At 70.7% G+C, this 12484-nt stretch carries 7 protein-coding genes; 1 reads left to right on the top strand and 6 read right to left on the bottom strand.

Annotation, left to right across the window (positions count from 1 at the left end):
- Position 1: 1 nt before the first annotated feature.
- From ACZ4EF_RS32025 to pyk, 3 genes are all read right to left on the bottom strand, one after another.
- Positions 2–931: a branched-chain amino acid ABC transporter permease gene (locus ACZ4EF_RS32025; protein ID WP_355333968.1), complete on the bottom strand. Its 930-nt coding sequence runs from the start codon at positions 929–931 to the stop codon at positions 2–4.
- 112 nt (positions 932–1043) lie between these two features.
- Positions 1044–2291, bottom strand: coding sequence for a branched-chain amino acid ABC transporter substrate-binding protein (locus tag ACZ4EF_RS32020; RefSeq protein ID WP_467507650.1), 1248 nt, complete (start codon positions 2289–2291; stop codon positions 1044–1046).
- Positions 2292–2813: 522 nt separating this feature from the next.
- Positions 2814–4250 carry a pyruvate kinase gene (gene pyk / locus ACZ4EF_RS32015; RefSeq protein ID WP_355333972.1) on the bottom strand — a complete coding sequence of 479 codons (1437 nt, stop codon included), beginning with the start codon at positions 4248–4250 and terminating at the stop codon, positions 2814–2816.
- Positions 4251–4557: 307 nt separating this feature from the next.
- Between pyk and ACZ4EF_RS32010 the strand changes: the two genes are divergently transcribed.
- Positions 4558–6387: a bifunctional metallophosphatase/5'-nucleotidase gene (locus ACZ4EF_RS32010; RefSeq protein ID WP_467344195.1), complete on the top strand. Its 1830-nt coding sequence runs from the start codon at positions 4558–4560 to the stop codon at positions 6385–6387.
- Here the strand turns inward: ACZ4EF_RS32010 and ACZ4EF_RS32005 are convergent.
- From ACZ4EF_RS32005 to pepN, 3 genes are all read right to left on the bottom strand, one after another.
- Complete coding sequence (locus ACZ4EF_RS32005) at positions 6356–7900, bottom strand: lysine N(6)-hydroxylase/L-ornithine N(5)-oxygenase family protein (protein ID WP_467507648.1); 1545 nt, start codon at positions 7898–7900, stop codon at positions 6356–6358. The two genes, ACZ4EF_RS32010 and ACZ4EF_RS32005, sit on opposite strands and share 32 nt — an antisense overlap.
- On the bottom strand, positions 7897–9429 hold the full coding sequence (locus tag ACZ4EF_RS32000) for a pyridoxal phosphate-dependent decarboxylase family protein (protein WP_467507646.1): 1533 nt from the start codon (positions 9427–9429) through the stop codon (positions 7897–7899). The genes ACZ4EF_RS32005 and ACZ4EF_RS32000 overlap by 4 nt, the downstream gene beginning before the upstream one ends.
- Before the next feature lie 508 nt (positions 9430–9937).
- Entirely contained in the window at positions 9938–12454 is a 2517-nt protein-coding gene (gene pepN, locus ACZ4EF_RS31995) for an aminopeptidase N (RefSeq protein WP_355333982.1), read from the bottom strand.
- Between the last annotated feature and the right edge of the window lie 30 nt (positions 12455–12484).

Genomic DNA, 12484 nt, shown 5'->3' with positions numbered 1-12484 from the left:
GTCACGCCCTGTCCGCGACGCGCTCGCCGAGCAGACCTTGCGGCCGGACGAGCAGGACGACGATGAGGAGCACGAAGGCCCAGACGTTCGCCCAGCTTCCGCCGCCGAGCTGCTGCATGCCGGGGATGTTGGAGATGTAGGCGGAGGCGCAGGACTCGGCGATGCCGAGGACGAGGCCGCCGAGCATGGCGCCGTAGATGTTGCCGATGCCGCCGAGAACGGCCGCGGTGAACGCCTTGAGTCCGGCCTGGAAGCCGATGTCGTACTTGACCTGGCCGTACTTGAGGCCGGAGGCGAGTCCGGCGACGGCGGCGAAGAAGCCGCCGATGGCGAAGGCGATGACGATGATGCGGTTGGTGTCGATGCCCATGAGCTGGGCGGTGTCCGAGTCCTGCGCGGTGGCCTGCATGGCGCGGCCGGTGCGGCTGGTGCGGACGAAGGCGGCGAGGCCGACCATGCAGATCACGGCGGCGGAGACCAGGAAGATGTCACCGCTCTGGATGTTGATCGATCCCACGTGGAAGGGGCCGCCGGGCAGTTGCGGGAAGCTCTTGGCGTTGTCGGCGCCCGGGTACCAGAGGAAGATCGCCTGCTGAAGTGCGAGGGAGAGGCCGATGGCGGTGATCAGTGGTGCCAGCCGTGGTGCGCCGCGCAGTGGCCGGTACGCGAATCGCTCCGCGGCCACGGCGATGAGCACGGACACGATGGCGCCGCCGAGCAGCATCAGGGGCAGTGCGAGCCAGATGGACGTGCTGTCGGGGAGATTCGTCCAGACCGCGAGCGCGCCGAAGGCTCCGGTCATGTAGATCTCGCCGTGGGCGAAGTTGATGAGCTGGACGATGCCGTACACCATCGTGTAGCCGATGGCGATGAGCCCGTACATCGAGCCGATGAACAGCCCGTTGGCCAGCTGTTGCGGCAGGGTGTGCACCGCATGGCCTCCATGTCACTGAGGGAGCAGGGGGGAAGGTACGCCGGGGGGTAAGCGGGGGGCCGCGCGGTCGGGGTGACCAGCCGCGCGGCCCTGGGTGCTACGGAGTCGGTCAGCCGCTGTAGGTGCCGCTCTTCACGGCCTCCCACTTGCCGCTCTTGACCTGGTAGACGGTGAGCTGCTTGTTGGTGGTGTCGCCGTACTGGTCGAAGGAGACGTGCCCGGCGATGCCGTCGAAGTCGCTCTTCTGGACGGCGTCGACGAGCTTGGAGCGGGCGTCGGCCATGGCGGGGAGCTTGCCGCCGTTGGCGTCCATGACGGCCTTGACGCCCTTGATGATCGCGGTGGCGGCGTCGTACGAGTAGCCGCCGTAGGTGCCGTAGTCACCGGGGTAGTTCTTCGCCTTGTACGTGGCGATGAAGTCCTTGGCCGCCGGGAGCGTGGTGACCGGGACGCCGACGGAGGTGGCGAGGTCGCCTTCCGAGGCCGCACCCGCGGTCTTGATGTAGGTGTCGGAGAACATGCCGTCGCCGCCCATGAGCGGGATCTTCACGCCGGCCGCCTTGAGCTGCTTGGTGAGCTGCTCCGACTCGTCGTACTGGCCGCCGTAGTAGACCATGTCGGCCTTGGCGTTCTTGATCTTGGTGACGAGCGTGGAGAAGTCGTTGTCACCGGTGTTGACGTGGTCGGTGCCGGCGATCTTGCCGCCGAGGGACCCGAACTTGTCCTTGAAGATGCCCGCGAGACCCGCGCCGTAGGTCTGCTTGTCGTCCACCACGAAGGCGTTGGTCTTCTTCAGGGTGTTGTAGGCGTAGTCCGCCGCGAAGCCGCCCTGGAGGGCGTCGGTGGTGGCGGTACGGAAGTAGGTCTTGAACGGCCGGACCTTGGTGCCGGTGTTCCAGTCCTTGCCCTGGGTCAGGGTGGGGTTGGTGTTGGACGGCGAGATCTCGACCATGTTCGCGGTGGTGAACACCTGCTGCATGGACTGGGCGACGCCGGAGTTCAGCGGGCCGACGGCGGCGATCACGCTGCTGTCCGCGACCAGGGCCGTGGCGTTCTGCTGGCCGGTGGCGGGCAGCGCCTTGTCGTCCAGGGCCTTGATCTTGAAGGTCACCCCGGGGACGAGGTTGTTCTTGTTGGCGTCGTCGACAGCGATCTGCACGCCGTACTGGATGCCGAGGCCGGTGGCCGAGTTCTGCCCGGTAAGCGGAGCGTCGACACCGATGACAACGGTCGTCTTGGCGGTGCCGCTGCTGTCCCCGCTGCCCTTCTTGTCGTCGCTCCGCGATCCGCAGGCGGTGAGGGTGAGGGCTCCAGTGGTGAGTACGGCGGTCAGTACAAGCAAGGAACGGTGTCGCACGATCAGTCCTTTCCCCTGGCGCGGCCGTCTCTGATGAGACGCCGAGTCGCGCGCTGGAACCCGAACTGACAAATCCGGAGGCGCGGTGACTGGCCGTGACTCTAGGCGCGTGGAGCTGAGTCAGGCAGAGGTGAAGGGAAGAGTGTGACTGTCTTGTTATGCCGGAAGGAAACTCTTGAGGTTCTGCTGAGGTTGGCGGAGGGATTTGGGTGCTTTGCTCCGGCGTCCGCATGATGAGAACGCGCACTTCCGGCCAAGGGTAGGGGACTTGGGGGCGGCCGGGAGGCGATGTGACCGCGGCAGGAATGTCAGGAGATTCAGAGGGTAAGCACCTGTCGGAGTACCGCCCTGATTCCGTATTGCGTTCGCGTTACATAGCGTTAAGTTTTTCGATTCGCCGGCCAAAGGCCCCGCCATTGCCGCTGCCGAAATCGGCGGCAAAGGCGGCCGACGACGACGCCCCGCCCGGCGAATGCCGAACGGGGCGTGATGGGCGCGGCGGGTGAATCCGCGCCGTACAGGTCAGGATTTCGGCGAATCGTCCTCGCCGATGTGGTGGACCCGGACCATGTTGGTGGTGCCCGGCATGCCGGGGGGCGAACCGGCCGTGATCACCACGATGTCGCCCTTCTTGCAGCGGCCGATCCGCAGCAGCTGCTCGTCCACCTGTTGGACCATCTCGTCGGTGGTCTGCACCATCGGGCCGAGGAAGGTCTCCACTCCCCAGGTCAGATTCAACTGCGAGCGGGTCGCGGGCTCCGGGGTGAAGGCGAGCAGGGGGATCGGCGAGCGGTAGCGGGACAGCCGGCGGACGGTGTCGCCGGACTGGGTGAAGGCGACCAGGAAGCGGGCGCCGAGGAAGTCGCCCATCTCGGCGGCGGCGCGGGCCACGGCGCCGCCCTGGGTACGGGGCTTGTTCTGGTCGGTGAGCGGCGGCAGGCCGGTGGCGAGCACCGCGTCCTCGGCCGCGGACACGATCCGCGACATCGTCTTGACGGTCTCGATCGGATACTTGCCGACGCTGGTCTCGCCGGAGAGCATCACCGCGTCGGTGCCGTCCATCACGGCGTTGGCGACGTCGCTGGCCTCGGCGCGGGTGGGGCGGGAGTTGTCGATCATCGAGTCGAGCATCTGGGTGGCGACGATGACCGGCTTCGCGTTGCGCTTGGCGAGCGTGATCGCGCGCTTCTGCACCATCGGGACGGCTTCCAGCGGCATCTCGACGCCGAGGTCGCCGCGCGCGACCATGATCCCGTCGAACGCGTCGACGATCCCTTCGAGGGCGTCGACCGCCTGCGGCTTCTCGACCTTGGCGATCACCGGGACCCGGCGGCCCTCCTCGGCCATGATCCGCAGCACGTCCTCGACGTCCCGGCCGGTGCGGACGAAGGACAGCGCGATGATGTCGGCGCCGATCCGCAGGCCCCAGCGCAGGTCCCTGATGTCCTTGTCGGACAGCGCGGGCACCGACACGGCGACACCGGGGAGATTCAGCCCCTTGTTGTCGGAGACCATCCCGCCCTCGATGACCATGGTGTGCACCCGCGGTCCCTCGACGTCGGTGACCTCCAGGGTGACGCGCCCGTCGTCCACCAGGATGCGCTCGCCGCGGGCGACGTCCGCGGACAGTCCCTTGTACGTCGTCCCGCAGATCTGCTGGTCGCCCTCGATGTCGTCCACGGTGATCGTGAACTCGTCGCCGCGTTCGAGTAGTACAGGTCCTTCGGCGAAACGTCCGAGCCTGATCTTCGGGCCCTGAAGGTCAACCATGATGCCCACGCTGCGACCGGTCTCGTCCGCGGCTTTGCGGACTCGTCGGTAGCGGTCCTCGTGCTCCGCGTACGCTCCATGGCTCAGATTCAGTCGTGCCACGTCCATTCCGGCCTCGACCAGTGCTTTGATCTGGTCGTAGGAGTCGGTGGCGGGGCCCAGTGTGCAGACAATTTTGGCTCGGCGCATGTGTCGAGAGTATGACCTACTCGTTGGTAGGGAACACGCTCACGGCAACTGCCCAACGACGTCTGGATTAACGCTTGTTGACAAGTGTCGAAGTGTGCGGCCCCCCGCTCCGATGAGCACTCCTGTCACCCCCGCACCCGCTGAGCACGTCTTACGCGCCCGGAATCGCGCGTCGGCCGCACCGTGCGTGTCACGCGCGGGACATCTTCCGGTTACGCGTGGGGGGTGTCGCCGGGTGGGGCGGGCGGTGCAGAATCTACGCGCGTTGTTCCCGCACCGGGAGCAGACGGGAACGAGGAGACGACAGATGGCGCTCAACCGCAGGGACTTCATCAACCGCTCGGCCGCCACGGGGGCGGGCGTGGCGCTCGCGGGCACCGCCGGGGCGGTCGTGGGGGCGAGCCCCGCGGAGGCCGCCGACCGGCACCACGGACACGGCCACGGGAAGCCCAAGACGTTCAGCCTGCGGGTGCTGGGCACCACCGACCTGCACGGACACGCCCTGAACTGGGACTACTTCACGAACGCCGAGTACGACGACGCGACCCACAACGACATCGGCCTCGCCAAGGTCTCCACCCTCGTCGCGCACGCCCGCGCCGAGAAGGGCCACGACCGCACACTGCTGATCGACGCGGGCGACATCATCCAGGGCACGCAGCTCTCGTACTACTACGCGCGGGTCGAGCCGATCACCGGCGCGCGCCGCGGCCCCAAGCACCCGATGGCGCTGGCCATGAACCACATGAAGTACGATGCGGCGGCGCTGGGCAACCACGAGTTCAACTACGGCATCCCGCTGCTGCGCGCCTTCCAGGACCAGTGCGACTTCCCGCTGCTCGCCGCCAACGCGGTGGACGCCAAGACCCTCAAGCCCGCCTTCCCGCCCTACCTGGTCAAGGAGATCCGCGTCCAGGGCGGCCCCCCGGTCAAGGTCGGCATCCTCGGCCTGACCAACCCCGGCATCGCCATCTGGGACAAGGCCAACGTGCAGGGCAAGATGGCCTTCCCCGGCCTGGTCGAGCAGGCGAAGATCTACGTGCCCAAGCTCCGCGCCCTCGGCTGCGACGTGGTGATCTGCACCGACCACTCCGGCCTGGACGGCAGCACCTCCTACGGCGACGCGATCCCGTACCCGGAGAACGCCTCCTCGCTGGTGGCCCGGCAGGTGCCCGGCATCGACGCGATCCTGGTCGGCCACACCCACGTCGAGCGCCCGCAGACGCTGGTCGTCAACGAGAAGACCGGCAAGACCGTCGTGCTGTCCGAGCCCCTGATGTGGGGCATGCGGCTGAGCGTCTTCGACATCGACCTGGAGTTCAGCCGCGGCCGGTGGGAGGTCACCTCCGTCAAGGCCGAGGTGCGCAACGCCAACACCGTCGCCGAGGACCCGGTCGTCGCCAAGCTGGTGCGCGACGAGCACAACAAGGTCGTCGCGTACGTCAACCAGATCATCGGCACCTGCACCGCGACGATGTCCGCGGCCGAGTCCACGTACAAGGACACGCCGATCATCGACTTCCTCAACCTGGTGCAGGCCGACACGGTGAAGGCGGCGCTCGCCGGTACCGCGTACGCCGACCTGCCGGTGCTCTCCGAGGCGTCGCCGTTCTCCCGCACCGCCGCGATCCCGGCGGGGCAGGTCTCGCTGCGCGACGTGGCGGGGCTGTACGTCTACGAGAACACCCTGGACGCCAAGCTGCTCACCGGCGCCCAGGTCAAGGACTACCTGGAGTGGTCGGCGGCGTACTACGCGCAGACCGCGCCGGACGCGCCCGTCGACGTCACCAAGATCACCAACGCCAACAACACCCCCGACTACAGCTACGACATCCTCAGCGGCGTGTCGTACGACATCGACATCGCGCAGCCGGTCGGCTCCCGGATCGTCAACCTCACGCACGGCGGCGCGCCGGTCGACCCGGCCGCGCGGTTCGTGCTCGCGGTCAACAACTACCGCTCCGGCGGCGGCAGCAACTACCCGCACGTGGCCACCGCCCAGTCGGTGTGGTCCAACTCGGACGAGATCCGCAACACGATCATCGCCTGGGTGCAGGCGCACGGCACGATCGACCCGACGACGTTCGGCGGCGACGAGTGGCGCCTCACCCGCGCCGGAGTGCCGCTGTTCGCGTAGGGACGTCACTGGCGGCGGCGCCGTCGAGACCGAAGGTGGTGAAGGCCGTCCTGGCCGGCAGCGGGTAGTGCTCCGCGCCGGTCAGGAGGCCGGTCAGGTCGTTGAGGATGACCGCGGAGCGCCAGGCCGCCAGGCCCAGGTCGGGCGCGCCGATCCCGTGGCTGTGCCGCTCCGCGTTCTGCACGTAGATCCGGCCGGTGACCGCCCGGTCCAGCTCCAGCCGGTGCCGCGCGTCGATCCGCGGCCGGTTGGCGGAGTCCCGCTTCAGGTACGGGTCGAGCGGCGCGAGCAACTGGTCGAGCGGGCGCTCCCGGTAGCCGGTCGCCAGCACCACCGCGTCGGTCATCAGCCGGGTACGGGTGCCCTGTTCGACGTGTTCCAGGTGCAGTTCGACGCTCTGGGTGCCGATCCGGCCCGCGGTCCGCACGGTGACGCCGGGCGTCAGCACCGCGTCCGGCCAGCCGCCGTCGAGCGTACGGCGGTACAGCTCGTCGTGGATCGCGGTGATCGTGGCGTCGTCGATGCCCTTGTGCAACTGCCACTGCCGCGGCACCAGTCGGTCGCGCACCGGCTCCGGCAGACCGTGGAAGTACCGCGTGTAGTCCGGGGTGAAGTGTTCGAGGCCCAGCTTGCTGTACTCCATCGGCGCGAAGGCGGGCGTACGCGCCAGCCACGTCAGCCGCTCCCGGCCGGCGGGACGCGCCCGCAGCAGGTCGAGGAAGATCTCGGCGCCGGACTGTCCGGAGCCGACGACGGTGATGTGCTCGGCGTCCAGCAGCCGTTCGCGCTGCTTGACGTAGTCCGCGGAGTGCACGACGGGTACGGTCGGCGCCTGCGCGAGCGGGCGCAGGGGCTCCGGTACGTAAGGGGCCGTGCCGATCCCCACCACCAGGTGCCGGGCGTACGTGCGGCCCAGCGCCTCGGCCTCGCCGTGCTCGTCCAGGTGCGTGTGGTCGACCTCGAAGTGGCCGCGCTCCGCGTTCCAGCGCACGGCGTCGACCTGCTGCCCGAAGTGCGTACTGGGCAGCCCCTCGGCGGCCCACCGGCAGTAGGCGTCGTATTCGGCGCGGTGCACATGGAAGCGCTCGGCGAAGTAGAAGGGGAACAGCCGCTCGCGGGTCTTGAGCCAGCTCAGGAAGGACCAGCGGCTCGCGGGGTCGGCGAGGGTCACCAGGTCTGCCAGGAAGGGGACTTGGAGGGTGGCGCCGTCGATCAGCAGACCGGGGTGCCACTGGAAGGAGGACCGCTGGTCGTAGAAGGCGGCGGTGAGGTCGGGCACGCCGTCGGCGAGGGCGGCGAGCGAGAGGTTGAACGGGCCGATGCCGATGCCGAGCAGGTCGAAGGGGGGCGGCTGCGATTCGGCGGGGGGCGCGGCGGGGGCCGGGGCGCGGTCGGGTCCTTGCGCCTGTGCGGGAACCGTCGTCGGGTGGGGGACCGGCGCGGGGGCCGGGGCGCCGGCTGGTCGCGCCGTTCCGCGGGCCTCGTGCGAGGCGTCGTCGTGCGAGGGCGTCATCGGGGGGTGGTGCCTTCCGTGGTCAGGGGAGGTGTCGGGTGCGGCAAGCGGGCCTCGGGTGCCGGTGGCTCGGCGGACTCGGCGGGCGCAGCGGACTCGGCGGGCTCCGGGGGCGCAGCGGGCTCCGGGGGCGCAGTGGGCTCCGTGGGCTCCGTGGGCTCGGCGGCCAGGGCGACGAGCGCGTCGAGGTCGGCGGCGGTGAGGTACGGGTTCAGCAGCGTCGCCTTGAGCCACAGCCGCCCGCCGACGTGGGCGCGGCCCAGCACCGCCCGGCCGTCGTACAGCAGGCGGCGGCGCAGCGCGGCGATCGCCTCGTCGGTGGCGCCGCGCGGCCGGAACAGCACGGTGCTGATGGCGGGGTGCGCGTACAGCGTCAGGTCCGGGTGGCGTTCGATCCGCTCCGCCAGCTCACGGGCCGACGCGCAGACGGCGTCGACCAGCTGCCCCATCCCCTCGCGGCCGAGCGCCCGCAGGGTGACGGCGATCTTCAGGATGTCGGGGCGGCGGCTGGTGCGCAGCGAACGGCCCAGCAGGTCGGGCAGCCCGGCCTCGGTGTCGTCGGCCGCGTTCAGATAGTCGGCGCGGTGGTCGAGCGGGCGCAGTGCGGCGGCGTCGGGTACGACCAGCAGGCCCGCGGCGACCGGCTGCCAGCCGAGCTTGTGCAGGTCGACGGTGACCGAGACGGCCTGGTCGAGGCCCGCGAGCTTGGCCGCTTCGCGGTCGCTGAACAGCAACGGGCCGCCGTACGCGGCGTCCACGTGCAACTCGGCGTCGTGCCGGGCGGCGGCGGCTGCCAGCGCGGGCAGCGCGTCGATCGCACCGGTGTCCGTGGTGCCCGCGGTCGCGACCAGCAGCACGTGCGGCGCGAGGCCGCGCAGGACGGACTCCACGGCCGCCGGGTCCAGTACGCCGCCGGGTGTGGCGAGCACCACCGGACGGGGCAGGCCGAGCAGCCAGGTCGCGCGGGCCACGCTGTGGTGCGCGTTCGACCCGCACACCACCTGCACCGGGCGGCGGCCCGCACGCGCCGCACGCTCCCTGGCCAGCAGCAGCGCGAGCTGGTTCGACTCCGTGCCGCCGGTCGTGACCAGCGCGTCGGGAGCGTCGTGGCCGGGGTACACCAGGGCCGCCAGTGCCGCCGTGACGCGGGCCTCCAACGCCGTGGCGGCGGGGGCCTGGTCCCAGGAGTCCATGGACGGGTTCAGTACGGACGCGGCGAAGTCCGCCGCCGCGGCCATGGCCAGGGGCGGGCAGTGCAGATGCGCGACGCAGCCCGGTTCCGCCGGGTCGGCGGCGCCCTCCGCGACGGCGCGCACCAGTGTGCGCAGGGCTTCTTCCGCTCCGGTGCCGGTGCGGGGCAGCGGCGGGCCCGTCCGGGCCAGCCGCGCCGCCACCGCGGCGGGGCCGCCGCTGGGCAGGGGGCCGCCGCGGGTCGCCGCGCCTTCCGCGAGGGCCGCGCGGGTCGTTTCGAGCAACGGCCCGAGTTCTGCGGGTCCTTGGCGGCCCCCGGCCAGTTGTGGCTTCGCCATGAGTCGTTGCCGCCTGTCGTCGCCGGTACCTCTCCGTACTCAACGACGCCGAACGCCAACGGGTATCGCCCCCCGTACGCCCACCTCGCGCAGGGCCTTGTCTTTAGGGGCGCGGGGAACTGCGCGACCAGCCCCCACCGGGCTTCAGCCCGAAAACAACGGCAACTGCCCCGCTGGGGCCGGTTTTCACCCGCGCCACCGCGCGGGCTGAGCGCGCAGTTCCTCCCCCAGCTAACGCTGGGAGGTGCCCCCAGCGCCCCTAAAAGACCGGCCCACCGCCCCAGGCAAAGCAACCGCCCTGGGGCGCGAGGCCGCGCAGTTCCCCGCGCCCCTAAAAACACGTGGCTGGCGCCCCGGCAAAGCAACCGCCCTGGGGCGCAAGGCCCTAAAAGACCGGCGTGCCGCCTAGCGCAAGGGAACCGTCCTGGGGCGCGAGGTCGCGCGGGTCCCGCGCCCCTGGAGAGATCGGCCCACCGGGCCCGGTGAAGGAGCCGTCTTGGGGGCTGGGCTACCAGGTGGACCTGATGCGCGCGGCACGCGAGAGGTCGTCGAGGCGGTCGGTGAGGGCACGGCGGAGAGCGGGGATGAGGGTCGGGTCGGAGAGAGCGGTGCGGCCGAGTTCGAGGGCGGATTCGGTGACGACCTCCGAGGGGAAGCCATAGCGGCTGATGGCCTCGGCGATGGCCGCGCCCCGACGGCCGGTGACGGCGATGGCGTCGGGGTAGAAGCGCGGGACGAACGGGCTGAGCAGGGCGTCCTGTTCGGGGTGCCAGAAGCCCTGGGCGGTGGCCGCGAAGAGGTAGTTGGACAGGGTGTCGTCGTGGAACATCGACGCCCAGGCGGCCTCCTTCGCCGCCTCGTCCGGCAGGGCGGCCCGGCAGCGGGCGGCGCCCTCACGGCCGGTGCCGCTGGGGTCGCGGGCCAGCTCGGCGTCGATGTCGGCGGCGGTGGCGTGCCCGAGGACGGCGAGCCGCAGCAGCGCCTTCCAGCGCAGCTCGGCGTCGAGATCCGCGGCACCGGGAATCTTGCCGTCGTCGTACCACTCGCGCAGTACGGCCGCCTCGCCCGCGGTGACGGCGCTGTCGATGAGCGTGCGGGTGGCGGTGAGCCGGACCCCGGGGCCGCCGTCGGCGAGCAGCGCCCGGCTGGTGGCGGCGAGCTTGCCGAGGGCGTCGGGGCGCAGCGCCGGGTCGAGGTAGCGGTCGGCGACCTGCGTACGCGCGAAGGTGAGGACCGCCTCGACCAGCGCCGGGTCGGTCTCGGCGGGCAACTGCCGTGCGACCAGGGCCAGATAGTCGCGCGGGGCGATCTTCGCGTCGCGTACGAGATCGCGGGCCGCGCACCAGGTGACGGCCCGGCTGAGCGGTTCGGGCAGCCCGCTGAGCGTCTCCTCCAGCGTCTCCCAGGTGTGTTCGTCGAAGCGGACCTTGGCGAAGGAGAGGTCGCCGTCGTTGAGCAGCACCACATCGGGCCGGGTGCCGGGCAGTTCGTGCGCGCTGACGGCGGCGTTCGCGTCGATGTCGACGGTGAGCCGGTCGCGCGGCACGAGCCGCGCGGGGTCGTCGGCGGCCCGGTCGTACAGGCCGACGGCGATCCGGTGCGGGCGGTCTCCGCTGTGGCTGATCTCCAGCCGCCAGCCGCTGTCGGAGGTGGCCACGGTGGCGGGCGTGAGCGTGTCGACGCCGCTGGTGCGCAGCCAGGCGGCGGCCCAGCCGGGCACGTCGCGTTCGGTGGCGCCGGCCAGCGAGTCGATGAAGTCGGCGAGGTTGGCGTTGCCGAAGCGGTGCCGGGCGAAGTGCTCGTTGATCCCGGCGAGGAAGTCCTCCTGGCCGAGCCAGGCGACGAGTTGGCGCAGCGCGGAGGCGCCCTTGGCGTACGAGATGCCGTCGAAGTTGTTGAGCGCGGAGGCGGTGTCGGGCACGGCCTCGGGGTCCGGGGCCACCGGGTGGGTGGAGGGCCGCTGGTCGGCGTCGGTGCCCCACGCCTTGCGGGCGACGGCGAAGTCGGTCCAGGTGCCGGTGAAGTCGGTGGCCTCGGAAAGGACTTGGAAGCCCATGTACTCGGCGAAGGACTCGTTCAGCCAGATGTCGTCCCACCAGCGCAGCGTCACCAGGTCGCCGAACCACATGTGCGCCATCTCGTGCGCGATGACGACGGCCCGGAACTGCGCCTCGGTGGGCGTGAAGGCCGAGCGGAAGACGAACTCGTCGCGGAAGGTGACCAGTCCGGGGTTCTCCATCGCGCCCGCGTTGAACTCGGGGACGAACGCCTGGTCGTAGGAGTCGAAGGGGTACGGCTCCGCGAACAGCTCGTGGTAGCGGTCGAAGCAGCGGCGGGTGATGTCGAACAGCTCGTCGGCGTCCCGGTCCAGGTGCGGGGCGAGCGAGCGGCGGCAGTGCAGGCCGAAGGGCAGCCCGGCGTGCTCGGTGCGTACCGAGTGCCAGGGTCCCGCGGCGACGGCGAGCAGATACGTGGAGATCGGCGGGGTCGCGGCCATCGTCCAGCGCCCGTCGCCCGCGGGCGTCTGGCCGGTACGGGAGGTGAGCGCGTTGCCGAGGACCGTCCACTGCGGCGGCGCGGTCACCGTGACCTCGAACACGGCCTTGAGGTCCGGCTGGTCGAAGGCGGCGGCGACGCGCTGCACGTCTTCCATGAAGAGCTGGGTGTAGACGTACGTCTCCCCGTCGGCGGGGTCGGTGAAGCGGTGCATGCCCTCGCCGGTGTGCGAGTACCGCATGTCGGCCTCGACCCGCAGTTCGTGGTCCCCGGCGGCGAGGCCGGGCAGCGGGAGGCGGTTGTCGTCCAGCGTGGCCGGGTCGAGTTCCGTGCCGTCGAGCACGACGCGGCGCAGTGCGGCGGGCTTGAGTTCCGCGAAGGTGTCGCAGGCGCGGTCGGCGGTGAAGGCGATCACCGAGGTCGAGCCGAAGACGTCCTCCCCTCGGGTGAGATCGAGGTCGATCGCGTAGTGGCGGACGGTCAGATCGCTGGCGCGGGTCTCGGCCTCGGCGCGGGTCAGAGCAGGCATGTCGCACATGCTGCCGCACGTCGGCGGCTC

It is taken from the genome of Streptomyces sp. NPDC025721 (assembly GCF_055558595.1).
Note: the sequence above shows the minus strand (reverse complement) of the source record. Positions and strands in the feature narration are given on the sequence as shown.

Coding starts and splice junctions, on each gene's coding strand:
- pyk (WP_355333972.1), bottom strand. CDS start 4,250: ATGCGCCGAGCCAAAATTGTCTGCACACTGGGCCCCGCCACCGACTCC.
- ACZ4EF_RS32010 (WP_467344195.1), top strand. CDS start 4,558: ATGGCGCTCAACCGCAGGGACTTCATCAACCGCTCGGCCGCCACGGGG.
- ACZ4EF_RS32005 (WP_467507648.1), bottom strand. CDS start 7,900: ATGACGCCCTCGCACGACGACGCCTCGCACGAGGCCCGCGGAACGGCG.
- ACZ4EF_RS32000 (WP_467507646.1), bottom strand. CDS start 9,429: ATGGCGAAGCCACAACTGGCCGGGGGCCGCCAAGGACCCGCAGAACTC.
- pepN (WP_355333982.1), bottom strand. CDS start 12,454: ATGCCTGCTCTGACCCGCGCCGAGGCCGAGACCCGCGCCAGCGATCTG.